General features: G+C 54.1%; 25 protein-coding genes. 1 reads left to right on the forward strand and 24 read right to left on the reverse strand.

Annotated features, from left to right (window positions below; all coding sequences use genetic code 11):
* Positions 1-5: 5 nt before the first annotated feature.
* From G533_RS0104445 to G533_RS0104465, 5 genes are read right to left on the reverse strand one after another with little or no spacing between them, the layout of a single operon-like run.
* A complete protein-coding gene (locus G533_RS0104445; RefSeq protein WP_027948924.1) occupies positions 6-1,574 on the reverse strand; it encodes a conjugal transfer protein TraG N-terminal domain-containing protein in 1,569 nt (522 codons plus the stop codon).
* Positions 1,575-1,590: 16 nt separating this feature from the next.
* Entirely contained in the window at positions 1,591-1,908 is a 318-nt protein-coding gene (locus G533_RS0104450; RefSeq protein ID WP_027948925.1) for a hypothetical protein, read from the reverse strand.
* Positions 1,909-1,948: 40 nt separating this feature from the next.
* Entirely contained in the window at positions 1,949-3,289 is a 1,341-nt protein-coding gene (locus G533_RS0104455; protein WP_027948926.1) for an integrating conjugative element protein, read from the reverse strand.
* A complete protein-coding gene (locus G533_RS0104460; protein WP_035526455.1) occupies positions 3,286-4,311 on the reverse strand; it encodes a TIGR03756 family integrating conjugative element protein in 1,026 nt (341 codons plus the stop codon). Before G533_RS0104460 ends, G533_RS0104455 begins: the two co-directional genes overlap by 4 nt.
* Complete coding sequence (locus G533_RS0104465; RefSeq protein ID WP_240472367.1) at positions 4,308-4,745, reverse strand: TIGR03757 family integrating conjugative element protein; 438 nt, start codon at positions 4,743-4,745, stop codon at positions 4,308-4,310. The genes G533_RS0104460 and G533_RS0104465 overlap by 4 nt, the downstream gene beginning before the upstream one ends.
* 162 nt (positions 4,746-4,907) lie before the next feature.
* Here G533_RS0104465 and G533_RS0104470 point away from each other — a divergent pair, with 162 nt between their 5' ends.
* Entirely contained in the window at positions 4,908-5,735 is an 828-nt protein-coding gene (locus G533_RS0104470; protein ID WP_027948929.1) for a nuclease-related domain-containing protein, read from the forward strand.
* A gap of 14 nt (positions 5,736-5,749) precedes the next feature.
* On the opposite strand, the gene G533_RS0104475 is transcribed toward G533_RS0104470, so the two are convergent.
* The 19 genes from G533_RS0104475 to G533_RS0104565 form a co-directional block, all read right to left on the reverse strand.
* The gene (locus G533_RS0104475) at positions 5,750-8,473 is read right to left on the reverse strand and encodes a conjugative transfer ATPase (RefSeq protein WP_027948930.1); all 2,724 of its coding nucleotides are present in this window, start codon (positions 8,471-8,473) and stop codon (positions 5,750-5,752) included.
* A gap of 8 nt (positions 8,474-8,481) precedes the next feature.
* Positions 8,482-8,952, reverse strand: coding sequence for a TIGR03751 family conjugal transfer lipoprotein (locus G533_RS0104480; protein ID WP_144079792.1), 471 nt, complete (start codon positions 8,950-8,952; stop codon positions 8,482-8,484).
* On the reverse strand, positions 8,897-10,333 hold the full coding sequence (locus tag G533_RS0104485; protein ID WP_027948932.1) for a TIGR03752 family integrating conjugative element protein: 1,437 nt from the start codon (positions 10,331-10,333) through the stop codon (positions 8,897-8,899). The genes G533_RS0104480 and G533_RS0104485 overlap by 56 nt, the downstream gene beginning before the upstream one ends.
* 32 nt (positions 10,334-10,365) lie before the next feature.
* The gene (locus G533_RS0104490) at positions 10,366-11,199 is read right to left on the reverse strand and encodes a TIGR03749 family integrating conjugative element protein (protein WP_035526461.1); all 834 of its coding nucleotides are present in this window, start codon (positions 11,197-11,199) and stop codon (positions 10,366-10,368) included.
* Positions 11,196-11,873 (reverse strand): PFL_4703 family integrating conjugative element protein, encoded by a 678-nt coding sequence (locus tag G533_RS0104495; protein WP_027948934.1) that lies wholly within the window; start codon positions 11,871-11,873, stop codon positions 11,196-11,198. The genes G533_RS0104490 and G533_RS0104495 overlap by 4 nt, the downstream gene beginning before the upstream one ends.
* Positions 11,845-12,225, reverse strand: a complete 381-nt coding sequence (locus G533_RS0104500) for a TIGR03750 family conjugal transfer protein (protein WP_014704110.1) — start codon at positions 12,223-12,225, stop codon at positions 11,845-11,847. Before G533_RS0104500 ends, G533_RS0104495 begins: the two co-directional genes overlap by 29 nt.
* Before the next feature lie 38 nt (positions 12,226-12,263).
* Complete coding sequence (locus G533_RS0104505; RefSeq protein ID WP_027948935.1) at positions 12,264-12,641, reverse strand: TIGR03745 family integrating conjugative element membrane protein; 378 nt, start codon at positions 12,639-12,641, stop codon at positions 12,264-12,266.
* A 111-nt stretch (positions 12,642-12,752) separates the two neighbouring features.
* Positions 12,753-12,983, reverse strand: coding sequence for a TIGR03758 family integrating conjugative element protein (locus G533_RS0104510; protein WP_027948936.1), 231 nt, complete (start codon positions 12,981-12,983; stop codon positions 12,753-12,755).
* Between the two features lie 8 nt (positions 12,984-12,991).
* Positions 12,992-13,294 carry an integrative conjugative element protein, RAQPRD family gene (locus tag G533_RS0104515; RefSeq protein ID WP_035526468.1) on the reverse strand — a complete coding sequence of 101 codons (303 nt, stop codon included), beginning with the start codon at positions 13,292-13,294 and terminating at the stop codon, positions 12,992-12,994.
* A 525-nt stretch (positions 13,295-13,819) separates the two neighbouring features.
* A complete protein-coding gene (locus G533_RS0104520) occupies positions 13,820-16,831 on the reverse strand; it encodes a DEAD/DEAH box helicase (RefSeq protein WP_027948938.1) in 3,012 nt (1,003 codons plus the stop codon).
* Positions 16,832-16,835: 4 nt separating this feature from the next.
* Positions 16,836-18,320: an EH signature domain-containing protein gene (locus G533_RS0104525; protein WP_027948939.1), complete on the reverse strand. Its 1,485-nt coding sequence runs from the start codon at positions 18,318-18,320 to the stop codon at positions 16,836-16,838.
* A gap of 2 nt (positions 18,321-18,322) precedes the next feature.
* The gene (locus G533_RS0104530) at positions 18,323-19,114 is read right to left on the reverse strand and encodes an OmpA/MotB family protein (RefSeq protein ID WP_027948940.1); all 792 of its coding nucleotides are present in this window, start codon (positions 19,112-19,114) and stop codon (positions 18,323-18,325) included.
* The gene (gene zorA / locus G533_RS0104535) at positions 19,111-21,123 is read right to left on the reverse strand and encodes an anti-phage ZorAB system protein ZorA (RefSeq protein WP_027948941.1); all 2,013 of its coding nucleotides are present in this window, start codon (positions 21,121-21,123) and stop codon (positions 19,111-19,113) included. Before zorA ends, G533_RS0104530 begins: the two co-directional genes overlap by 4 nt.
* A gap of 63 nt (positions 21,124-21,186) precedes the next feature.
* On the reverse strand, positions 21,187-21,777 hold the full coding sequence (locus G533_RS0104540) for a 3'-5' exonuclease (protein WP_027948942.1): 591 nt from the start codon (positions 21,775-21,777) through the stop codon (positions 21,187-21,189).
* A gap of 5 nt (positions 21,778-21,782) precedes the next feature.
* Positions 21,783-22,487 (reverse strand): RES family NAD+ phosphorylase, encoded by a 705-nt coding sequence (locus tag G533_RS0104545; RefSeq protein ID WP_027948943.1) that lies wholly within the window; start codon positions 22,485-22,487, stop codon positions 21,783-21,785.
* On the reverse strand, positions 22,484-22,885 hold the full coding sequence (locus G533_RS0104550) for an MbcA/ParS/Xre antitoxin family protein (RefSeq protein ID WP_027948944.1): 402 nt from the start codon (positions 22,883-22,885) through the stop codon (positions 22,484-22,486). Before G533_RS0104550 ends, G533_RS0104545 begins: the two co-directional genes overlap by 4 nt.
* Positions 22,886-22,983: 98 nt before the next feature.
* Positions 22,984-23,712: a TIGR03747 family integrating conjugative element membrane protein gene (locus G533_RS0104555; RefSeq protein WP_144079800.1), complete on the reverse strand. Its 729-nt coding sequence runs from the start codon at positions 23,710-23,712 to the stop codon at positions 22,984-22,986.
* Positions 23,713-23,717: 5 nt separating this feature from the next.
* Positions 23,718-25,847 (reverse strand): type IV conjugative transfer system coupling protein TraD, encoded by a 2,130-nt coding sequence (gene traD / locus G533_RS0104560; RefSeq protein ID WP_205622546.1) that lies wholly within the window; start codon positions 25,845-25,847, stop codon positions 23,718-23,720.
* A complete protein-coding gene (locus G533_RS0104565; protein ID WP_051230006.1) occupies positions 25,844-26,362 on the reverse strand; it encodes an integrating conjugative element protein in 519 nt (172 codons plus the stop codon). Before G533_RS0104565 ends, traD begins: the two co-directional genes overlap by 4 nt.
* Between the last annotated feature and the right edge of the window lie 30 nt (positions 26,363-26,392).

Here is a 26,392-nt window from a genome sequence, read left to right on the forward strand (position 1 = left end):
GCTCCCTATTTCTTTTTCATCCCTTTTGAGACGGCCATTTTACCCAAACTGCCGCCCTGCCTTCCTGCATCATCAGCAGGCCTTGCGAGCGGGGAAGTAGCTGCAGTGATAGAGCGCCCTATATTCACCCCCGCCCACGCCATCATCCCACTCCACAGCAGCGGCAATCCCAGGTAGAGGCTGGTTGTGATCATATTCAACAGCATGCGCTTGGCATCGTGTTCACCAGGGTTGGCAAAGATCTGCAGGAAGACATTGACGTCCGGGTACATGGACAGAATCAGGTTCTGATCCACCCACATGGCCAGGTACCAGAGCACTGTCCAGAACTTGATGGTGAAGATGGCCATGCCACCGACCACCATCATGGCAATGGAGTAGCGGGACAAAACCACCACCAGTGGCAGCAGGGCATAGATGCCCAGCAGCATAATGGCCTGGACCATGGGCAATGACTGCAACACGGCGGTCATGGTGACGGAAAACAGGGCCGATGCGGTGACCACACCACCGGTCGCCAGGCCGCCTTTGACGATGGATCCAGCGGTGTTGACCAATCCTGCCCCAGATGCATTATTGGCGATCAGATCATTGCTCGACCAGGAGGGGGGCGCATTGGTGAGAACCGTTTTGGCGACGGCGTCGTTTTGCTGCTCGCTGGCCAGTGCCGGCGCGATAGCGACCACCAGACCGGAGAAGCCGGCCGATGTGGCATCTGCCTCATTGATCAGTTTCTCCCGCAAGCCGATGGCCCCATCTTCCCACCACTGTTTGCAGTAGGGTTTGCCCCAGGCTGGCGGAGTCGTCGGATCGTATTCCGTATCCCTGGCCGCGTTGTAAGCCCAATCGGTGATTTGATTGGCCGGGCGCAGAGTATCGTAATAGCCGGCGGTATCCCGATAGACGTGTGAGCCCATCCAGTCGGGGTCATCGGCGCCATAGGTGGTGATAATGCCATTGATGGCCGCTGTGTTTGGTCGTTCAGTCTGGTATTTGGAACGGGCCGGAATATAGCACTGGCTGAAGAAATCACTCACCTCCTGCCGGAGTCGCGGATCGGCAATGGTGGCCAGGTGTGCTTGTTGCTCGAAGGTGCGCATATCTGCCACGGTTGGCAGGCCTTCGACAATGGCATGATTCAGGCCGGAGCTGAGGGCGATCACGCCGTACCACCAGACGGGAACATTGACGGTTGCGGCAGAACCCGTGAATCCGGTCGAACCATAGGTGCTCTGTGGGGCAGCGACGGTCGCGGTTGTTGGCGCTGGATTCAGCAAGGTCGGCGGCGGCGAGTAGGACAAGGTACCGGCATTGAGTGGCGTGAGGGCAGCGGGTTGCCCGGCCAGCACGACTACCAACAGCGCAATGAACAGCTCGATCTCCATCCGCCGCAGTGAGAGGCCGCTGGCATGGCCCACCTCACCGCCCTGCGCCGGTTCGCGCCAGTTGTCGATCAGGATGCCCAGAAACGGGAGATAGACGATGCCGGTACTGACCAGCACATCCCACAGAATGCCGTAGAAGGTCCAGCCGAAAAGGGAAGTAAAGAGTTCCAGATAGCTATCGACACTCATTGCCCTGCTCCAATGATCAAGCTCTAACCATCAAGCCAATGGCATTGACCAATACACCCTGCCCTAACACCAGTTCGAGCAAAACCAGCCAGGTGACGGCGCGCCAGCGTAATCCTGTTAGTCGGGTTGCTTTGGCCCGGCTCAGGATCTCCGCCTCAGCCAGCCAGGCAACCAGATGATTCCAGCCAAAGGCAATGACGGCGATCACTGTCCAGCGCATGGCTGTTAGTGTCGTCCGCCAGGTATCGATGCATTGTTGGACGGATTGCACGGAATCCGTTTGTAATCGATGCATCAGGAGATACCCCACCAGTCCCGTCAGCAACACAGCCATGGTGGTGAATAGCAGAAAGTTTTTTCGCCGTGATCGGAGGTTATTGAACACGCCCACCTCGCAACGGATTGGGATCCAGGGTCGGCACTTCCGGTACCGTAAGTGAACTCTGCCGTTTGGCAGCCGCTCGCTCCAGTAATGTGGCAACGGTGTCGGAGACCACTTCCTTGCGCACACGGGTTTCAAACAGCAGGTTTTCGATTTCTCTATCGAGCTCGGCGATGGAGTTGTCCGCATGTTCGCGGGCGACTTCGGTGGCGTAAACCTCAGGGACCTGCCGCCCCGACAGCAGCAGACGCCGGGCATACAGGGCTTTTTCGACCGTGCGCGCGGTGCTGATTTCGGAGACCAGGCGGCCCATGATCAGACTCTGCTCTGAGGCCGGCATCTCGCGGATCGCTTCGATCACTTGGCGAGTGATGGCCACGCCGGGGGCGGTGATCTGCTCCAGGTTAGTCAGAGTGGGTGGTGTCGCGCCACTGACCAGGTTCTGGATCTCGGTGGTGACGGTGGCGGACTCCTGATAGAGCTTCGGCAGCAGACCCGTACCGGGAATGCTGTCTTTGCGGCAGGTATCGCAGGTAGTGACGATGTTCTCGCCCACCACATCCACGGTCCAGTCCCGGGCTTCGCCGGGCGTGCTCCAGATTTCCGACAGGCGCGTTGCCGATGCGGCCGGTACCGGACTGGTGTCGGTCACGGTGCGATTCATATTGATGTTGTAACCGGCCTCGACGATGTCGCCGGTGAACTCCAGAACTGGCTGGCCAGTTCCTCCGGCCTGCCCACCGATCCAGGGCACACCATTGTCACCGTTAGAGGATTCCACCGTGTCTTTGGCAGTGACGGCATCATTGCCGCCGATACCCATTTGCACCTTCCAATCGTTACCTTTGGACAAGGTGATCAGATCGGCATAGGGGTTCTTGCCCTGGGCGATTTCCGTCTCCATCTGCTCGCAGGACTTGGTCGCCAGCTGCATGGTTTCTTCGGCCTTGATCAGGGCATTCTGGAAGAGATCGTACAGGCCGGGGTTGGCTCGCTGCAGAATGAGTGCGGGTAACGACGCTATGGCGCTGGTGGCCGCTGCCGTCATGGCGTTCATCATGTTGTCGACGCCGGAGCCGATGTCGTTCAGGGTATTGGTGACCGCCGCCACCGGATCGAACTTGCCGCAGCTGTAGCCGAGTCCCAGTTGGGCAGAGCCTCCCAACGTCGTGGAGACCACGGCGGGGTTCGCCGGTACCGAGACCGGTTCAGCGCCACCGATCTCGTAATACCACAGCCCATCTTCCGTGGGCGCCTGAGCGGCATAGCTGTCGGGGACAATAGCGACGGCCAAAGCGATCAGCAGACAGTGAATAGGGTTGTGTTTGATCATGGCGGGTAATCGATCCAGTTGATGTCGAACAGAAAAAACTGGCCTTCTTTTTCACAGCACTGATAAGGCCTCCACAGGTTCCAGGCGTAATCACCCTCCTCGTCCACGCGGCCACCACCCCAACCATTGGCGCTGGCGAGATCGTTCGTGCCAAAAACAGCGCAGCTTGATTCTGCTTTGGGCAGCAACATCTGCCACTCACCAGTGGCGGGATCGTCTTCAACCAATGGACCCGGCGACCAAATCCGCTGGTCGGAGCTGGAAGACGGTTCGATCTGATCGTAAATGTGCGGCTGACCGTTTCGGGTCACGATATCCCCGGCTCGCTGCGCATTGATCGCCGCGGCCTTGGGCTCCTCTGCCTGTGTGGTCCAGCCTGTTCTGGGATAGACACCACCCCAGGTCTGCAGAGGCCAGGTGCCGATTTCCCGCATGCCGGGTATCAGACTCGCTGGATAGAACATCTCCGGGATTTCCATCCGCCAGGAGAGTGCATCCAGGCTCGACATGAAATAGGGATAAAAGGAGGTGGTTTCCGATTCACACAAATAGCCGGTACCCGCCAGGACACCTGACAGCGAACCTAAAGGATGGCCGATGACATCGGTCTCCCGAAAGATCAGATTACGGTGGTCCTTGTTGCCCTGCCCACCTTCCGTTCGATTCCCGGCGCTCTCGATGGGCACGGCCAGCAAGCTGCCGAGCAGTCCTGTCGCGGCGGAACTTTGAGCGGCCCCAAGAATACTGCGGATCTCTGTCCAGGGATTGCTACCGAGTTCGTTGTAACTGCTCACCACCGCATCCGGCTGGTAATGGCCAACTTTGATTGAGGTCTCGACATCGCATTCGTAAATGGAACAGCGCAGCCAAAAGCACATCCCCACCGGCATCCAGCGCATACAGCTGAGTGCGGCACTCGTGGTCTGGGAAACGATTTCCGTGGTGGAGATGGTTCCAGCATTGCTAATAAGGGGCATCCACATCAGCAGGATGAATCCACAACGGCGGATAGCGCACATCATGGTCGAGCCTCCCCGGCCTGCCACTGCCGATACCGTTCAGTTGCTGCTCGAACATCGGTGATACCGTAAACCACCGCTTTGCCATCGAAGACCATGGCCGGATAGCGATCAATGCCGTATTGCATCGCCTGCACCAGGCCGTTAGCGGCGTTTTCCAGTTCATGGCTGAGTTTATTGTCCATACGCTGAAAGCGATGGAGGGCTGTCTGTTTTGCGGCTTCGGGATTCGCTGGCAAGTCTTTGGAGAGCTCTTGCTGAAGTCGATCAATACGGTCTATGTGGTACACCGTTATACCATCCGCACCATTCGCGACCGGGTTCATTGAATCGGTAAATACCTCGATCGCAATTGATGGTTCGTCAGCCAAAACCGGCTCACAGAGCACCCCTATTAGAACGATCGAAAGAATGAGATGAGCTCTTGCACTATTCACTGGCGGCCATCCAGATCCACATATCTTTGACAGAGCATTCATGCTGAAGGATTGACGGTGGGGGATAAACGGAAAATCCAGACATGAAGCGTCGATGTTTCTGGCCGACCAGAGGCGACATTCCTATAATGGCGGGACATTCGTAACGGAAGAAATACAGGAATGGATTTCAGCCCCATCATCCAACAGGTCTACGGCGCGCTGTGGTACCTCATACCTCTCGCCATCCTGGCAGGTGTTCTCAAGTCCCCCTGGTTCAAAGGCATTACCGGTGAGTTTCTGGTGAATACGGCCGCACGACTGTTTCTTCCAAAGGACGAATACCGCCTGATCAAGGATGTGACATTACAAACCGATGATGGCACCACACAGATCGACCACATCATTGTGTCGCGCTACGGCGTATTCGTAATTGAAACCAAAAATATGAAGGGCTGGATATTCGGCTCGGCCAACCAGAAAACCTGGACCCAGAAAATCTACAAACACACCCATAAATTTCAGAACCCACTGCACCAGAACTATAAACACGTCAAAACCCTGGAAACCCTGCTGGATATTCCGGCTTCCGCGATTCACTCGCTGGTGGTGTTTGTCGGTGATTCGACGTTCAAGACTGAATTGCCCGAGAATGTGGTTTATGCCGGTGGGTATATCCGGTATATCAAAGCGCGGCGCGAAGTGATCCTCAGCCAGGCCGCCGTGGAGACTGTGACGGCACAAATCGAACAGCTGAGATTACAGCGGGGGTTTACCACCAACCGACAGCACGTCAACCATTTGCTCCAGAAGAAGGCTCCCTCACCGCCAGCCGCCCCCGCAGTCATGCCGCCAGTCACAGCGTCAACGACGCCCCAAAGTCGAAAACAGTGCCCAAAGTGTGGCGCTACGATGGTACTAAGAACGGCCAGAAAGGGACAAAACGCGGGCAATCAATTTTGGGGATGCGCAACCTATCCGGCCTGCCGTGGAGTCGTGAAACACCCCTGAGATCAGTAAAACTGCTACGCACGAGACTGTTCGATACGCTTGGCGATCTCGTAAACCGCCTCCAGCTCCGAGCAGTTCTTCTCACGCATAATCGCTGCACGTTCAGCCTTCTCATGCTTTTCGGTCATGGCCAGGGCGAGCGATAAGGCTGGCGGCACGTTGCGGAACAGCGCTTCGACCTTGTCGGCCAAAACGACTCCTTCCACGTATTTTCCCGGCTCCTTGCGGGCAGACAACAGCAGGTTGCGCTGTTCGTCATTGAGATCCTTGAAGCGGGCGATCTGCTCCACCTCCTCTTTCGGCATGACCAGGCACAGCCACCACTCCATCATGTTGAGCATCTTGCGGCTGGCATCCGGAAAGTCTTCCAAATTCTGGGTGGCGATCCAGAACCAGGCACCGAGCTTACGCCACATTTTGGTGATCTTGACCACGTAGCGCGCCAGCAAGGGATTGGTGGTAATGATATGGCCTTCGTCAGTCACCACCAGCGTGGGCCGATCGTCGTGTTGATGACGTTCCACCAGGTCATTGATGTGGCTCATCATAGACAGGTAGGCAACGGTGAGCTGATCCTCGTAGCCTTCTCTGGCCAACATGCCCATTTCGAGGATGGTGACATCGGCTTCTGGCCAGGACTGCCCCGGCCGATTGAAAAAGTGGCCCGCCAGGCCCGAACAGAATAGCGCCATGCCGTCGCCCATTTCCAGGGCTCGATTACGTCGGTGTTCGGGCAGTTCCCTGTTGGTGGCGATGGTCTGGAAGGCGTTGACCACATCCTGGGTAATCACCTGGGTTCGACTGGTCTCTTTCACGGTTTTTGCGGCAAGGAATATGGCATTGCGGATCAGCAGTCGGTCGGCCCGGGTCAATCGCGCGTCTTCGCGCTCATCGCCGCCGGTGATCATGATCCGTGCAGCAATCTCCATCTCGCCGAGAATATCGCGGCCGCCCCCTTCCTCCTCGATCTCATCATCTTCGTCTAACGTCTCTTCCATTGTAGATTCATCGACACTGAGCGGATTAAACGCATGGCGCCGATCCAGAAGTCGAAGCGCATCGGCAAAGGGCGGCAGGCTGACATCGACATTGGGGTTCAGGGTGATCTGATTCACTGACAGACCGTGGTGCGCAAAATGCTGCCCCAGCAACGAAAACGAAGCCCCGGCCTCGATGATAAAAAACCGTGGCCGATGCCGTGCCATCATTTGCTGCAGCAGATACACCAACAGTGCCGACTTGCCCGCCCCCGTCGGCCCGAGGATCAGCATGTGGGCATTCTTCTTGCGGTCATCCCGGTGCAGCGGGTCGAAGACCAGCGGTTCGGCACCCCGGTTGTAGAACACCAGGCCAGGATGACCGGTGCCACGGGAACGACCATAGAACGGTACCAAATTGGCAATATGCCGGGAGAAGATCAGCCGCGAGCGACGGCGGGATTTGTCCAGGTCGGCGTCGTAGGCCATGGGCAGGTTACGGATGTAACTGTCGAGCGACAGCAGGTCAGCTTCCTGGGCAATGGGCTGCAGACCATTGGGCAAAAGCAGCGCGTGGAGACGATTCAAATTGTTCCGTAGCGCCTTTTGATTATCTCCGCGCACATAGAAGGCCATGCTCACGGGATACAGCTTGTTGCCCTGCGCCATTTCCCGCTCCACTTGTTCGGCATCTTCCCGGGTGATCGATGCCTCAGCGGAATCGCCTACCGCTGCGCGCTTGATCTGGGCAATGTGATTGCGGGTGGTGTCTTGCGGTTTGAGCGTGAGGGTTATCGCCATAATGGTGTGCTCGGGCAAACGATCGAACAGCGAATACACCTGATCCCCGGCTTGGCGCTCCGCCGTGAAGTGCCCGATGTCCGGGGCCCGCCGCAAGCTTTGGACGGTCACGACGGTGTGCGGCAGTTTATCGAAAATCCAGCTCGAGGTTGCCTCGTCGGAGTGTGGCATCGACAGGGTCAGCTGTTCGGAAAAGTCATAGCCGAAGGGTAAATTGTCATCACCCGGATAGGGTGCCAACTGCAGAAGCACTTCCGGGTTACCATCTGCTAACGGTGGATTGGGATTGAACCAGCTCAGCAACCACTGATAAAACGCCTGACCATTGGCCCGTTGGGCGTTGATTCCAGCAGAGGCCAGTGAGGCGATCCATTTGGTGGCCACGTCATTGAGCGCCTCCTCCACTTCAACAGCGGGTGGCGCTTTACCGTTGTTTTTCAAACGGCGGTAGAGCACAACGCGGATCCGCCGTTGCTGCCCCTGCCAACGCGAACCGGTGACGGTGGTATCGTCAAACAACCCACCCGGTCGGGAAATCGCTTGCAGGTGCTTCGACATCACCGACTGGTAATGTTGAGAATAATCCGATGCGCGAACCTTTGGCGACGAATAACTGGCCAACGACTCATTGAATTGGGTTAACCTGGGCTCGTCCTGCACATAGATCTGTAAGACCCAGGGCGCATCGTCGCGCTCGGGAATGGCCTCGTTGATTGACGTTTGAATGGCGTCACGTAGCTGGGTCATAAAGGCCGGCGTCCTCGCTTCGCAACCGACCGGCTGCACCTCGAACAGGGCGCCGAGGCTAACCCCGTCCTCTAACAGAAAAGCTCTACTCTCGGGAATGTATTCCATCCAGGGCAGCAAATCGGTAAACGACGGCGGGCGGGTATAGTGCTGCTTGATCATCACGTTGGTTAGCGGTGATGTATCCGAATCATCAGGTTGGTTAGCTGGCATGGGTACCCCTACTGGTCTGACGGCGAATGACTAACTGCCGACGACGCCTCGCCTGACACTTCCCCCGGCACTTCTCCCGGCACTTCTCCCGGCAAGGCGTACTCCGCCTTTTCATAAAAGGGAAAGGTGGTGACATAACCCGGCACCGGGGTGCGCTCACTGCCCGACAGGTGAGGAAAGATATACATCACCAGCGTAGGATTCGGCAGACGGGGAAATACCGTGTCGATTTCATTAGCGGCCTCTCGCACAAAGCCCTGGTAGTGGTCGATACCAGATTGCGGTAACGGTTGACCACCGATGACTCGCCGATGGTCTGGTTTCTGAACATCTACCATGTGCTGATCGTAAATGGACTTCATGGTCGGTCCGTCCTGCGGTAGTACTGTCTCTTTAGTGCTGGCGCAGCCGACCATCAAGGCGCTAGTCCAGACCAGAACCAGTGGTAATCGTCGCTTGCTGGAAAAGATTGGTTTCATGATGAAGTTTCCTGCCGTTGGAATGGAAATCGATGGGGAGTTCATGATCAACGTGGATTGCCAGCTCGACACCGGCGGGCACGAAAACCGCATCGAAACTCTGTGCCTGACGCTCCCGCAACCACTGGGCGACTTCGTCGCTACCGCCGCTCAGGGTTTTGCCCAGTACGTATTTACCCGTCTCCCCGGAGACCACACTGGTGGCCGAGCCTGAATCATTGATCAGCGTTGTGGTTTCGGCCTGTGCTGCCGCTTCACCAGCCGCTTCGAGGGCCATCACGCCAATGCGTTGTGTCAAGAATGCGGGAGCGTTGGTCTTGCGTTCGCCCGTGATACAGGGGATACCCCGCGCATCGGAGATCCAGCCCAGCGGTCTATCGCTGCTTCCACTGGAACCACCCAGTTGGTTGCCGCCACTGGAATTTTCATCAGAGGAAATGGTCTGAATGGTGCCGTCCTCGAATACGAAGGTCACCGATTCCAATTTCCCGGTCACACAGGAGAGCGTCCAGTCGCCAACAGCCGTTCCACTCCAGATCATGCCCTCAATACCGGGTATGCGCAGTCCATTGGCGGCCAGGTTTTCTTTACCGGTAATCACCTTGAACGGCATGGGGTCGCGCACCTGTCCCTGAATTGGCACCCTGCCCACCAAGGCGGTCATGCCAGTTGATCCAATCAGGGTGGCATTGCGCGGCACGGTGTACACCGGCAGCGCGGTATTGAGGGCTTCGGATCCTTTCGTTACCAGCGATTTCATTTCCGGACCGGCGCTATCTAACGCATTGCGACTGCCGCGGCTGAAGCGGTTGAGCAACGTCTCCTTATCATTGTCAGCTGACGGCGTGAGCTCAAGAGGGCTAACCCACACCAACGCTTCCGATTCCGCCGCCGATGTGCTGACTCCATCCAGACCGAGCCCGACCGGAATATCAGAACCCGTGGAAGTCCGCTGTGTCGATGACGTCCCAAAGCGGTTGGCCAGGGAATCCACCCTCGCCGTCAACGCGGCGATGGCCGACGTGGTTTCGCTTGGCGCGGCATCCATACGTTTTGCCTCCAAAGCTGTCTGCACTCTCGACAGCACGTTGTTTTCGATCTGCTTTCGGTCTTCGATCAAATCGCGGTTTTCCTGTTTGAGTGCGGTGTTATCCCGGCGCAAGGCGTTGAGCTCCGAAGTCATGGCGCTGACATTGGCCGTCAGTGTCTTGATGGTATCCGCTGGGGTATCGGCATCCGGTTTCGGTGCCTGTGGCACGGCTTCCAACAACTGAGGTTGTTCGTCGTTCCGGGAACAGGACTTCACCGCGACGAGCACTGCCATCAGCACGACGGAACCGGCAAGAAGTGGTAACAAACGATTACTGGTGACCATCGACATGGTGGATTCCTATTCTCTCTCAAAGCGCCACATCAAAAGGCCGCATCAAAGCGCCGATCCGACACCAGATAGACGGCTGTGGTATCGGCCTCACTGCCAGCGGGTAACAGGCGATTGTGCTGAAAGGTCGCCGCCAGCCATGACCCGCGCAGTTCGCGTGGATCCAGCACGACGGGGCTTTGGGTACGATTGATCAGCTTGACGGCAGTGACGTACCGCAAACCCGCCTTCCAGGCAGCAATCGGCACGGCTTCGATCTTGCCGCCCAATACCAGATCGACCGGTTCGGGGTTCACGGGTATGGCTACCACGCCCGGCTGCCGGGGGATCAGCCGTGTTGGCGCATAGAGTTGTTGCGCGGCATAACGGGTTAAAGCGGCATAACCCACAGACTGTGATCGGTTGTCCGATGTCGACCGATCGGCACCGGCGTCTTCCGACAAATCCTGCGGTGGCTTTTGTGATGCTTGGAGCAGTACCTGCACATCCGACAATGATCGACTGTCTGATCCGCCTGGTGCCGCTGAGATATCGAGGACGTAGATTGGGCCGTCGATTTCCGAGCGCACCATGACACGGGTGGGCTCAAAGGCTTGCCTTGCCAACAGGTATAGGGTGCCGTTGATGCTTTGGCTGCGCAGCAACGGTGTCAGTGACTGCGGCAGGCCGATGCTCACCGAATCTGGAAAATGCACTAGACGCTCTTCACCAACGACCAATGGAATTGCGATGGGCGCTTTGTTCCAGACAACGCGTTCCGGAATGTTCGGCGCTGCATCATCGACTTGTGCGAAGGACAGCAGCGGGAAACAGAGACCGATCAAAGCGATCAAACTCAATGACACAAAGAAATCACGAGAATTCATTGGGAGGATTCCTTATTGGTAATGGCGCCAGTCACGCTGGATTCAGCCAGCTCGGCATCGGTTAATCGACGCGGGCCTTCACTGGCATAGCCATCGAGTGCCAGGCCCCAGGGATTGGCTTCCGGATCGATGGCCTGGCGCACCACGCGAATCGGGTAGCGAATCGTGGTTTGCTTGACGGTCATGCCTTTCACGGACTCCAGCAGATCGAGATCAAGCCAGACAATCCAGACATCGGGCGACAACACATCGACGCGGCGCTCCTCGTAGCCGTGCCCTGGCACTTCATGGACACCGCGCACCCGGTAGGCCAACTCGCCGCGCCGGGCTTTGAGTTCCATATCGGCAATCAGGTCTTTGCGGTAGCGCGGTGTCAGGTAGGGCGAGATCCGGAAAATTGCGCTGCCGTAATCCGTTGCGCCATTCTCGGGCCAGCGATTGAGCTGCTGAAAGATATAGAACGCAAAGGCATATACATTGGCCGGAGGCACTTCTTCGGCCGCCAGAACAGCGCCCGACCGCAGATCGGGAGGCACATAAACCCGCAGCTGCTTGGGTGCCTGGCTCCAGCCAATCCAGAGCGCGAGAATGATCAGTCCTTGCAAGCCAATCACGATCCACAGGGAGCGCAAATGGGACCGCACGTTATCGATTTCGAGTCGGTAGCGGCGCATAGTGCGTTCTCCCTATATCCCAGGACCCGCTGCGTAGCACCCAGGGCGTGCGATACAGCCCCATCGTCTGCAGCCGGATACGCAGCCATTGTTGGTAATAGCCTTCAGGCCGGCCGCGTTTGATACGCTGAAACAGCGTCGCCAGAGTGACCACAGTGGCCACCACACCGACACCGGCGATACCAAAACCCATGGTGATGGCACCCAGCAACCAGGCCAGTAACAGACTGAGGGGCAGCCATATCACAATGGCCAACCCCACAATCATGCCCAGCTCTGAAGAAGAGCAACCTTTAAAGATGGCGGGCTCGGCATTGAGCCGATCCGCCAGAATTTCATGGTCGTTGGACATTCGCGTCTCCTACGGCAAGTTGATATTGACGCTGGCTGTTAAATCACCCCTGCCGCTTCTGTGAGCAGATAGCTGGCGAAGATCAGCACGATCGCGCCGACAATCCCCAGCACACCGACTTCAGCCCACTCTGCCTTGCCCTGGCGAGCTTCATTGAATTTTGCGAAGCCCAGGTAGGCGATCCAGAGAAAACCCAGCACTGCAATGGCCAATCCGAGTACCAAGCCGCCATCCTTGATGTAGCCCTGAATCAAGCCGATCCAGTCACCCGCCGGCGGCGCCGTACTCGGCGCAACCGGCGTCGGCAACGCCGCCCAGAGCGGCATTGGTAGTAGCACCGCGACCGCTGCCGATAGCGACTTGCGGATGGCAACAGATTGCTTGTTGAAATCGTTTTTTGTATTTGATGTGTCCATAACAAATGTCCTCTTCTGTAATGCTGATAAAAAGGGGAACTACCCCCGCATCCCACTGCGCTGCATCGCCGTTTGCCCTTACCGGACTTTCTCGGTCTCAACTCGATCGACTCACCGCAAATAGAAGCCCAGAACCATCAAAACAAGGCTTGCCCGCAGAGTGCTCCAGGTCAGATCAAAGAGCGTGGCCTGCCCTTCCTGCCATGCCCTAAAAGTGCCTAAAGCCACCCAAATCACCCAGACAAACGCCAACACCAACACCATCGACGCGATGGCCGTCAGCATGGTGGCTGGGGTAATACCGGAACCGGCTTGAAAAGCTGTTTGTTGTGCGGCGTTCATGACAAAACCTATCGACGGTAATCGCCGCGCAATGGCGGAAATGAGCGAGGCTGAGCACGGGGAGAGTCGATGTGTGACTGGATGCCGTCCTTGATGTTCTTCAGGTCCTGACGCAACCAGTCATAACGAAATCGGATACGGGAATCCTGCTCGGCGTTGGCCTCAGCGCGCTTGATCAACAGTTCAAGAGCATTGAGCTCATGAATGATTTTCGCCAGCGCCTCGCGCTCGGCGTCTGCATCGGCAAACGCCGTCGGCGCGACGCACAAGCCTAGAATCAGAAAAGTCGAAGGCCAGAATTGGCGTTTCATGGCACTGTTGCTCCCGTGTTTTGGTACGGGGCATAGTGCGAGCTTTAGTTGGGAAGAACGATGGAAAATCTATTCGGTGGGTGGTGTGGTTTTAAGATTCCCTGGAAAAACTATTTGAACAATTAACCTGTTCATAATGACGAACATTTACTCGAATGCCGAATTTTCTCATACCCAAGAAAGGGAATTTAGTTCTTTTGGGGGATAGTATTTGCGATTGTGTATGTTATCTGGTTTTGTTTAATCATGCCGCCACTATATGTGGCAAGCTCTTAAATGTTCAGTGCTATGCAGGCCTAGCCGTAAGGCTCCCTTTCAGACCTTCCTACATGAGCTTTTGCCCCTGCAACTGGGGCTTTTTTCGTGTACGCCAGGCATGGCGCATAGCGCTGTGATAGGGCAAGTGTTGGCAAAAACAGGGCAAAACCTACTCACCCATAAAGTAAAAAAACCGAAAAAATCAAACCACTATGATTTTCCGGGCTTTTATTTCTTAAACTGCCGATTTGAGAACCTTTTGGGCTGTCAAAAGCACCCAGCCAAATCATTTGCTTCAATACTTTGATTAGCGACGACCGCATCACTAAGATCGACCTTATTAGCGAGAAGCCCGTTTAGTTGCTGATCGAAAGATCGAACACTTGGATGAAGCGCCATTGGAATATACACATTAACCTCCCGCTCTTGCCCGATCCGATACACCCTGTCAGTCGCCTGGGCTTCTTTAGCCGGATTCCAGTGGCGCTCTAAATGAATAACATTATTTGCCCCCACCACAGTCAAGCCTACACCTGCCGCCACAGGAGACATGACAATCACGCCAAAACCTTGCTCCGACTGAAAGCGGTCGATAATAGCCTTTCGGGTCATCGAATCCTGTTTGGTCGCTACCGCCTTGGTCTCACCATTGATAATCTCAACAGGGATTCTAAAGATCGTTGTAACTAGTGCGCAAACGTAGGCCTGCACAGCCTTGGTTTCTACAAAAACAAGCACCTTTTCGCTTCTTTTTTCAATTTCTTTAAGAACTGCTACCAAAGATTGAATTTTTGCAGACAACTGCGCCTGCTTCAAAAGCTCATTCTGTGCACTGGGTATTGTCGACCGAGCGTCTATATCGTGATGAATACTGGCAACTTTTAGACGTCGTAAACTGGGAAGAATTATGCTTCTCTTGTCTTCTGGCTTGCTGCATTTAACCTTAGCAATAATTTCGTCGTAATACGCTAATTGGGAGCCACTCATAACTCCTGAGAGTATGGGTAAAAAACCACCTCCCTCAGAGTCTTTATCTCCTGAGAATATCCGTTTCTCTGGTAAACCTTCCAACTTTTCTGCTTTAGTTCGCCGCAACATATAATCACCAACGCGAGAGCGAAGCTGTCTGCCAACGTCGAGTCGAACTTGCCCCAACGATTCAGGAGATGCAGCTAAAATTGGTGCGATAAAATCCCGCCTAAAGTCCTGCCAAGCGCCTAGCAAACCCGGCACTGCAGTATCAAAAAGACACCAAAAATCTTTGAGCGAATTCTCAACGGGAGTGCCTGTTGCTAAAAGCTTGAAATCTGCCTTCAAGCCCTTGGCTGCCCGCGTAGCTAATGCATTTGGATTTTTAAGATTCTGAGCCTCATCAAACGCAACAACACTCCAATCTATCCGACTTAAAGAAAACTGATAATCCCTAAGGGTTTGATAGGTGGTCAAAACCAATCGACTGGGAAGATCCAATCTCTCAGATCCGTAAACCCCACCCACTTTAAGTGCGTAACGAATTTTATCTTGATCTTGAATCACGTATGACTCTGGAAACTCTTGTAACGTTTCACGGCCCGCTCCCTTTATTCTGTATCGAGACAGTTCAGCTCCAGACTGTAGAACAACCATATCGGTAAAAGGTGATTTATTAAATGTTGCATCCACTTCGGCTTGCCAGTTCTCGATTAAACTTAGTGGGGCCACAATCAATGTAGGCTTCTGCGACATATTCCGCTTCTTACAACGCAAGTACCACTCAGCAATGGCAACCAACGTCATGTAGGTTTTGCCAAGCCCCATATCATCTGCAAGCAGAGCTCCACCGACTTCAGTAGCTTGTAAAATGTGATCAAGATGAGCCAGCATCCAACAGATGCCCTCCTCTTGGTGAGGATAAGGTAGGCGTTTCAGATTGCCCCTTTCGAATGTCTGCTGCGCTAAATCCAAGCCTGTTGCACGGGCATCTTTACTGAACTCAATGCTATCGTCATTACTGTCTATCGCAACAACAGCTCTTTCAGGCGTCGCATTTTCTTCGCCTTCAGAAAATCCAGGTTCTTCAGGCGTGCGATGTATACTCCCATCTTCTATTCCTGATCTAATGGCAGACAGGGAACTTTGCACTTTATTTTCGTCAGAAATATCGAAGATCCTATCTTCTATCTCGACTAACTGAGCACCAGTTTTCAGAGCATCATTAATTAATAATTCAACTTCCTCAAGCCTTTCCGCGCTGTCAACAATATCACTCAGCTGCTCTGGAGGCTCAACGAAATCAGAGGCTTTCGAGAACCAATCTACACCAGACTTTTCGACATCGCCAAAATATCGATGGCTGAATCTTTCTGCTCCGTGCACTCTTAATGAAAATCCAGTATCCAAATCAACCAGTGCCGCATTCAAATAAGCAGTAGGTGATTTCAAAAAGGAAGATACCTGCTCCTTAGGAATTCTTTGGTTGGTCAATATTTCCTTTGTTGCTTCGAGGCGCTTTTCATCAAGAAGTACGAACTTGTTTTTCACACGTAAGATACAATGCTCATCTCCATCTGAAATTTGGCCTAATCGCGCTTTAATATCATCAATGCCAATTCCTGACCCGAATGACGGGGTCAGCACTATATCTCCATTAGTTAGAGCGTCGATCGAGATGCCAATGGCATCAGGGCTAATAATTTCGAGATTGTTGAAATGGGCCAAGTCGATTGCCATGCCAGAGCGCTTAGCGAACTGCAACTGGAAAACCAGCCAATTATTTTCATATTCTCCGCGGCCCTCGGGGCTTAGCGCTCGATGATTGCTTAGAGCCGTTAGCGCCCGCCAATCTGCTGGTGTCAACATGTACATTTCATTCTCAGCCAGCTTGAGAAATGGCCCGCATACAGAATATCGCTGAACAATGCTTCCATCTTTCATAAGCAAATCAATGGATGCCTTAAAAGACGACTTGCCTGTATTGCCGTCAAACTTGCCAAGGTACTTACCAGAGTAGAGGTCAGGAAAATCGAAGAGCGATATAAAATCATCCCCAAGCTCTACTGCATCAGCCGACATAATTGTAAAGCCGTTTGAATTTTTCACTGCTTTAGATTGCTCAGCCATGCCTTTCAGGTAGGCAAGCTGCATCCCGAAATGCGGATTCTGCATTGCGAATCGCTCGGGCTCGGAAAGCACTTTGCGATCCATAATAAAGTCGATGCCTTCTCTGGGATCAACACGCCAGGTGATTAACGTTTCGTTCTTGGTTGACTTTAAGCTGTTGATGAAGTCCCTGATTCCCATGTTATTAAGCCCCGAACTTAGATTTATATTCCCGGTATCGATTTTTACCAATCAAATCGCAGGGATTCACGGCAATACCGTGACCAACAATGAATTGGATAGCCTTATTCTGCCAGCCTAGGTGAACGTCATGTGTCAAATCTCTATATCCATCGACGTTCTTAAATTCCCGATAGTACCTGTTTAAGATCCCAGTTCTTAAATCGCTATCAGAAACAACCTTTACCCCATAGTCCAAGATGTTAGTGCCCGTCGGGAGGCGATCTAAAAGCTTAAGCTTAAAGCTGTGGCTTCCCTCAATCATGTGAACATTTCCGGACAAATTTAAGTAAATCATCGAGGTCTGCTGCGACGCCACAAGCGCATACTCGGGAAGCTCGTCCTTTTTGTAGTGGGACTTTAGATAATGTTCAGCGTATCTACTCAAAAAAAGACGGGAATGAATAACAATTCCTTGCTCCAGCAACCCCTCCATAAACCTCTTCCTAGACTCAAACATCCTTTCCATGTCTGTATTACTTCCATCCTTGGCGCTTTGCTCAAGCACCCTTAAAAACAGGGCTAAATCAAAACGACTGAGCCATCCACGCATCAGTGCAATGCGCTTTTCACCAAGCAGTGTCCACCATTGTTGATAGTTCGAGCTGGATTTTGGCACACGTGGATCACCCGCGATGGTTAGAATCGATCCCTGCCACGCCTGACTTATGGATTGCCCTTCTGAGCGGTCAATCAGCACTTCCAATATAGCGTGACCAAGTAAACGATTTCCGTCAAAAGGTGCGTTAACGACATCTTTCTTCACGATTTCATAAAGGATTTGATGCTCGGATCCGGCAGGAATGGTTTTCAAGGTATCCAGGTAATACTGGTACCGACAGAGCGTTAAGAAACGACCGGCGCTAAACCCTGTAAGACCTAATATATTTAATGCACGATCAAAATCCAGATCCCTTTTTTTGGCGAAGGCCACTACATCAGCAGGCCCGGAAGAAGAGAACAGAATGGACGAATATTTTACGTAAGAAGATAAATCACTTGTGCCAGAATTTAAGCCCAATTGATTCAACTGCCCTTGAATGAACCCCTGCCAGTGTTTCAAAGCTTCCTTTTCTGCAACCGTATCGTACCGAACAAAATACGCCCTGATGAGCTGAACTAATGAAAGTTTGCTGATAGGCATACGGGGAACTAAAAGAACATCTAACAAACCCCGATTCAAGGATATTCGACGTGCAAAATCATCAGATGAGGCCAGCAGAAATGTAAACGCCCGCACATCAATACAGCTTGTAATGCTCGCACTTAATGTTTGTGTATTGCCGTGCATTGACGCATTGAGTAACATCCTGCATGAGTCCTTGAATTTACCCGACCCCTTTCCTGCACCACGGGCAATGGATACCACTGTCTTTTCTGCCTCTCTTATAAGGCGGAAATCTGCATCCTGCCACTCTGGCAGGTTGATTTGCAAATCCGGCAGCCTCATGTCTAATCCAAAGCCTGCTTAATTGCCTGATAGTCTTCAAGCGCGGGGCGTCTTACTGTAAAGCGAATATCAATGCGCCGGTTTTTACGTAGCGACTCCTCTTCGTCCAAAACACCTGAGGGACAAAGCGTGGCATCACTCACGTCAGAACTTGCGTTGGAACAGGGCACTGGGCGCGTTTCAGCATAACCGCTGACTGAAAAGAGCTTCTTGCCTAAATGGTTACTCAGCATATCAAGGCGAGCGCCGTCATCCATCGCCTGATTCCAGTAATTCCATACGGAGATCGCCCGAAATGTTGACAGCCCCCAATTTCCCTTTATTGAGCGATTGCGATAAGGCACACGGTCGGTATGACCTTCAACAAAAATTGTATCCAGATATTTCCATCGATCCTCTTTGGTAATACTCGCGAAAAGCACTTTACCAATATCCAGCGCAATACGCTGTGACCTTTCATCGCCAGAAATATCGAAGCGACCCTGCTCAAAAGTCAGTACATCCTCTGGAATCCGCAACACCGTATCGTTATCGCTTATTTTTACGGGAATATTCATAGCATTGAGCTCCTGCTCAATCTCTCGCAACAAGTCTTTCCTTACTTCTTCTGCTTTAGCAATCTCCTTTATTGCCTCGTCCCACTGCTCACTCTTTTGCGTCAATTCCAGAATCAGCGCTACAGCCGCCAGAACAAAGATAACTAACAGGCCTGCCATGATGTCTGAAAAAGAAATCCAATAAGGATTTTCCTCATCCACCTGGTGATTGTTGTAGCGGCCGTTTAGCGTTCTCATATGTTGCTACCTGCATGGTGTGGAGACACCTTGCCATCGATTTCATCTACCACGCTGCTGAGTGTACGTACAGCATCCGTCATTGAGGAAATATAACTGTTTGTTTGCTCATTCCAAGTATTCAGGCGAGTGACGGTCTGCGACTGCACACGTTCGCCGTAGTCGGAAAGCAGGTCTGCAACTTGCTTCTGCACCGCAGCCAAGTGCGTTTGAAGTGATTCCGCCAATGTGTTGAAGTGCCTATCTACCGACGTTAATCCGTTTTCCGCTTTCGAAGCCGCTTCATTCAATGTACCAGAAGCATTTACGATTCCTTCCCCAGCACTGCGCAAATCTTCCACTACCGTTTTAAATAATGCAGCCGTTTCAGCATTACTCTTGGTTACCACATCGGCATGATTCAGTGCAGCCGATAGCTGCTGCCCAAAGCTATCAATGGTGGCTTTGAGATTCGAAGACAGAATACCCAACTGATTTGAACCTGCTTTCAATTCAGACGAGGTGGTCTGCATGGCAGAGGTTGCACTTTGATGGCTTACCGAAAGCTGTTCGAAACGATCAATAACAGAACGTAACCCTGATAATAGTTCGGCGTTCTGCTCCTTTTGCATGGAAAGCATGCTATCAATTCCGCCGGTAACATGCTCCTGCGCAGATTGGAAGCCCTTTAACTGATCATGAAGAACTTTCTGTCGAGCAATTTCTCTACCTTGCTGCTCTTCAATCTGGCTCGATAATTCGCCTTGCACAGTTTTGAGCGTGGTCGCATTCTGTTCCGCCAATGCCGCCAGTTGCGTTTTCAGGTTAGCCATAAACTCGCCCATGCTGGCTGTTAATTGCTCCTGGCGCTCTTTTTCCTGTTGACTTTGTGTTTCAAGCTGTTGCTTCACCACACCATTAACCTGATTTAGTACATCAGCGTTCTTCTCCATCATGCTATTCACCTGGCCTTCCAGCTTACTAGAAAACTGATTTAGCCCCTCAGCCATACCTCCAGATGCGGTCGCAATATCCTTTGCTGCCTGTTCCATCATGGCCTTTTGAGAGTCGCCCGCTGAACCCACACCCTGTAAAAACCGCTCCAACAGTGACTCTAAAGCCTTTTCTGAACCCGATTGAGCATTATCCACCAAGCGTTCGATTGCTGGCCCAAGAATCGTGTTTAAACTTTGCGCGACACTTTCGCTGATCACGCCCGAGGCTTCGCGCATGGCCTCCTGCATTTTATGACCGATTTTTTCATCCAATTCTGCTAACCGATCATTGCTCTGGCGGGTGAAATCTTCAATGTTAGAAAGACTCTGCTCTGCTGTTATGCGAGGGTAGAGATAATCTACTTCGTTTTGGAAGGACGTAATGGAGCCGCGAATATTTCGCTCCAGAGACTTTTCAAAGAAATTGAAAAGAACACTGGTTAATACACCCCAAACCGAGGTCATGAAGGCAATCGATGCGCCGCCTATCATGCCAAAGATGCCATGGGTCAGGTCGTCTACTTTGGCATTGGTTGGGTCCAGACCACCAAGCGGCCCTAAACCCAGCTGCAAACCGGAAAAGGTGCCGATAACGCCAATTGCCGTCAAAAAGCCCGGTACCGCAGCCAACAGACGGTTTTCAGTAAGGCCTCTGGCAATGGTGTGAGTATTAAAAAAGTGTGCAGCATCCAGTGTGTTACACAAGCGCTGTTTTTGGGGAATATGTACCAACGATTCATCAAACTCACGCCACAGACGACCGTGAGTTGGGTTCTCTAAAGCCGTATTCACCAGCTCTCGGCGGCGATCCAGCAACTGTTCTACCGTAAGTCCCTTCAGTAACCCCTTATAAAATCGCAGATGTTGACTTGCCCGAATATAATTGATTATCGACCACACCGAAAATAGTAAAGCCAACGCAAACAATATCGCGACAATTGCCGCGCTCAAGCCTTCTGGTGATGTGAAGTCACCGGCAAACAGCCGAGCAAACTCTGGCCATAATTTTGTTAAGCTGTAATCCGTTTCAAGCATATCATTTCCCCAAAGTTATAATTGCGTTTTCCAAAGTAGTCCTGACACTTTCCTCGTTTCACTCTAATCCGCATCCCCATATCGCCGCATCATCTCGACCACCCGAGCTGCCTGCCGGCTATCAATTTTCGCTCCATGAATCCCATTACGCTTAGCTCTAAGATCTTCAACGCCCAGTACTTTCGTCAGCACATCTAACGATGGACCTCTATGACTACACGGCAAATCTGTTGCCTGCGCCCAAGCAATGGCGGCTTTCTGACTGCAAAACACACCTTGAACTGGCGGCATTGTTAAACCGTATCGGGCGACGTGATCCAGCAGGATCGGCCAGTCAAAACTGGCGTTGTGAATCACGATGAGCTGATCTTTCAGATATTCGGCAATCTGGTTCCATTGGGAATCAAAGGCATCAAATCCTGCAGCCTGTTCATTGGTGATCCCGTGTATTCTTTGTGCTTCTTCTGAAATGTGTTTTTGTGGCCGCGTTTTAAACTCGACGGATTCCGCTATCTTTCGATTTCTTACCACGGTGATACCGAGTGTCACGATATCCGGCGGGCCGTTTTCGTCAGGGAGTCCGGTGGTTTCGGTATCGAGGACGATGTAATCGTCCGGGAGTTGGGTGAAGATCCACAGCAGCTCGTTATACATTGCCATCACCTCCTGCCACTGCCGCCACTATTGCCATTGATGGATTCAACGTCAACGATCGTCCCTTGGTCATAGTGGTAGCGCAGATAGCGCCAGTGGATCGCATCGGACAGCACTCGGGCACGCATCACCCCGTAACACTCCCCTTTTGCTCTCACGCTGTGGTAGTGAACGCCGAAACTTTTGGCATCACGTAACGCGTAACCGAGCTGCTGGGCTTCGCCGTAATTCTCGGGATCGTAGATGGCGTCTTCGGCCAGGTGACGTACATCGTGAAGGGTTGTCGGACCCAGCTGTGCGCGAATCACGCGCATTTCCTGGGTGGTCTTGTCGATTCTGGACTCACGCAGGAAGCGCGCTCGGTGGTAGGACGATTCGGCGATGGCGACCGCTTCATCGGCAGCGCAGTAATAGATGCCGAAATCCCGGTTGAAGCGACCACCTCGCCCATCGACCGGTGGGTGGGTAAAGGCCGCCATGATCCAGGATGCACCATCGCCATAGACGCGGTCTTCCGGCGGCACCAGGCGAATATCACCGACTTCATCCCGTAGCCTGGGATTCGTCAGGGACTCGACAGCGTAGAGCACCTCCCAATCCTGTGGGTTGGAGACGCGCTCGAACAGGTGGATCTGCGGGTAGCGCGACAGGATGATCCGATAGACCGGTTCATTGACCTCGCTAGTGGGTAACGTATCGATAGCGATCACCAGCCACCCCGCTCCGCATCGAGAAAATCCCTGACCACCGCCAGGTCGACCACCTGACCGGCCAGCAAGCGATCCATCGGCGCCGTGCCATTGAACAGCGGGTTGTCGTTGGGAGTAGCCAGCCACTGGTCAGCCAGCACCTGATCAGGCAACAGGATTTGCAGGGACTTGTAGATCCCCAAAATGTAGCTGGCCCGTTCCAACAGGTCTCGCGTCAGCTTGGCCTTCTCGGGTTGGCTCTTCCAGTTATAGAGGGTCTTCTCATTGCTGAGGCCCAGTAGCGTCATCTGCTGGGCACCAGTGAGGCGCCACTGGCTGAAGATATTGAAAATCGCCGGCAGCAGTGAACGGGTGACACTGGAACCACGTTGCAGCAGTTGTTCGGCTTGAGCGATCATGATTACCTCCTAAGCAGCATTCAGACTGTACCTTTACAGTGCTTAAATGCAGCCTAGCAGACTGTAACGGTACAGTCAACTGGTTCAATGACTTTGTCTTAAAGGTACTTTTTAAAGGTACTGGCGGTGATGGTGACGGCGAAGGCAAAGGCCAGCGCGAATGGCAGGATGATCCAGGACGGATGCAAACTGAACGGCAGCGCCAGGTAAAACACCCAGGCCATGATGATCAGCGGTATGGCGGCTCTCTTGGCGTAGTGGTACACGAAAGAGCTTTCCCTGCCGCCGCCCCAGCGCCGCAGGTCGCGCCGCACCAGTCCATCCACCAGCGCCACCAGGGTGAACAGTCCAAATACTGGCGTGGCCAGCGTCAGGATGGCGAGTCGCACCGCAAAGACCTGGGTGATTTGCATACCCGCCAGCACATAGTCAACGACGGGCCGGTAAAACCGGTGCAGCACCGGTCTGAGACCGGTTTCCTCCGCAGATGGTACCGGTGTGATCCAGTGAATCAGATCCACGAGCCCCGTCCACTCGAAGGCAAACTGGTAGACGCGATCCGAGAGGTTACTGGCGAACACCATCGGCTGGGCGGTTAACCAGCTGCGATGAAAGTCGGTGCCGAGGAACTGCAATTCGTTCACCAGCATCTGTCGACTGTGGCCAAGTCCTTGCTCTTCCCACCAGAACGCCATGCCGATCCACTCCACCAGAATGGAGAACAACAGGGAGAGAAACAGCCATTTGAGGCACTGGGCGATGCCCGTCAGCAGCCGGGATACAGTACCCGGCTGTGCAACCGGCCGTCGGGGATCGCGAGGCTCCACCGTGCTCAAGCCTGCTCACCGGCGTCTGAGGGTCGAATCGCGGCCTCGGAGACGGCGTGCCACCAGTGGTCGGTGACCCGGTACCAGTGATCGTTGGTGATATAGCTGCGGCGCATGGCCTCGGCTATCGCCTCAAAGTCATCAGGCATGGCCGTATCCTCGCGGTCACCCGGCAGCGGGATACGGATTTTCCACAGCTGGCCGCCTTCCAGCAGGGCGAAGGCCTGCCCCTTGGGCATCGTGACCATATCCGCGGCAGTCAGCATCGGTACTTCCGAGACACTGATCCGGTCTTCGTTGCGGGATTTGAAGTCGACCCCGGAACCGGGATCCGACGAATCATCGACGCCGGAGACACTCATCAGGGTGAAGACCTCAACCCGCGGCAGCTGTTCGGTCAGCATGGCGGCGGTATCCAGCTCTTTCACCCGCAGCATCAGCAGGGTATTGAAGTTACCGGCCACCTGCCCCGCTTTCGCCCGACTGCCGATTCGCGCTTCCACGTCCGACCAGGTCTGGGTATAGGCCGTGACCTGAAAGCCTGCCCCGCCGGCCTTGTTCAGCAGTGGCACGAATTCATCACCGATCAGCTCGTTGAACTCATCCGCATGCAGAGAGATGGTGGGGGTTTTGTGTGTTGTGGTTTCCGGGTCTGGCGCATCAGTACCCTTAGCCGCGACACCGTGCTTGTAGATATGCCCCGCGACGGACACCAGATCCGCAAACATGGAATTGCCCACCGCACTGGCCACGGTAGTATCGGTGAGTGCATCCAGTCCCACATACACGATGCCCTTGCGGCGCACCACATCCATCCATTCAAAGATCGGCCTGGCGTCGTGCTCATCCTGGTAGTCCGGTGAGATCAGCCCGGCAATGGTGCCGGTGGTCAGCTTTTCCATCAACGGGCCGACGGAGCTGACGATCTTGTCGAAATAGGTCTTATCGTATTTGAACGCGGAAATCAGCCCGTCCAGCACGGGATCGTAAATGGCCTTCTCCTGCAGCAAGCGCATGCAGGCGATGGCTTCCATCGACCGGCCACGCAGGGCATTGGGTAAATTGCGCTCTTTGATATCCGCCGCGCGCGCTTCAACCAGAGACGCCCAGGCTTCGATGCCAGCAACGCCAGCACAGTGGCCGGCGTATTCCACAAACAAGGGCTCGATGTCGTTGATGTAGCGACGGATCTGCTGGTAGTCCGGCCGGCGTTTCAGGGCCACCAGCGCCCGCGCAATGATATTGACGAAGCGCCAGGCGAACTCCTTAAAGGCAGCGGAGTTGCCCTCGTTGGGCAACTGATTGGCGATACGGGTCGCGACCTCGGTAATGCGGGAGAAGTTACCGATGGCGTTGTAACGTGCCGACAGTTCCGGAAAGCCGAGATGAAACAGATAAAAATCCTCTAGCCGACCGGCGCGCTTCGCCTCAGCGTAGATGCGACGCAACAGATCGGCATCCCCTTTGGGGTCAAAGACAATGACCACATCACCCCGGCGGATGTCCTGGGTAATCAGCAGTTCCGCCAGGCGTGTCTTACCGACGCGCGTGGTGCCCAACACCAGCGTGTGCCCGACCCGTTCACCCAGATCCATCCACACCGGCTGCTCTTGCGGTTCAACCGCGTGCAGGGCGGGCTTGCCGCCGACGGCCGGTAGTGGCGCCAACGGGTTCCAACGGCTGCGACTGCGTAGGGCTTTGGCCAGCAAAGACAGGACAGGAATCGATTCCCAGGCCACTTCCTTTTGTCGCGCCCACTGGTAAAGCGGGCCCGGCTGAACGTAACGTTGAACCTCGGGCTTCAGGGTATCGCGCAGGCGCTGGGTGTGTTGCTGGGTCCAGCGAAAGCCTTTGCCCAAAAACAGCTTATGGCGACTGACGGGGATCTGGTTGGCCCGCACTTGGTAATCCGGCAGCCGCTTCATGTGATGCTGATAGCGCAATACGCGCCATGCTTGACGGCCCCGCCACAAGCCAAAGCCGAAAAAAGTCAGGCTGGTGGCCATTGCGATACCCGGTGGCATCATCAAGGCCCAGGGGGCGAGCCAGGCCAGCGTACCCGCCGCGAACGCTGTCGCGGTGGACCACAACTCGACGGGGGGCCGCAACAGCGCTTCCATCGGATGCGAGCTCATTGCCGGATGCCATCACGGGTAATCAATACCGGGTAATGATGGATACCCAGTGCGGCGGCCAGATCGCTCCCGGAGCCCAGGGTGATGGATAAGCCCTGCGCCGCCTCGGCAACCCGTCGCACATCCGCCTCGGTATCGGCCTGTACCAGCATGCCCACCGCACCCAGGGCTTTGAGAGTGTCGTGGTGAGTCACCAACCATTGCACTGACAACGCATCCGAGCCGATGAGAAAGAAGGGGCGTGGATTCCCTTGCGCCAAACGCGCCAGGGTCTCGGGATTCAGTTGGCTATCGGTGGTATCGCCGACGGCCAATCCGGGTGACCGTATGGGCAATAAATTGCTGAGAGTCGCCGGACCGAGCAAGGACTTTGAAGATGGATTCTGGTCGTTAGATTCAGCCGGGGCGGTCGATTGAGTCTTCTTTGACAAAAGTGGGCTGAGTAACGGCGCTAAGGGTCGTGTCTCACCACTGTCATAAATCACCGCCAGCTCAGCCAATACGGAGGAGTTCATGACCAGCCCGAGCACGAGGACTGGCAACGA

The organism is Haliea salexigens DSM 19537 (genome assembly GCF_000423125.1).
Classification (GTDB): Bacteria; Pseudomonadota; Gammaproteobacteria; order Pseudomonadales; family Halieaceae; genus Haliea; species Haliea salexigens.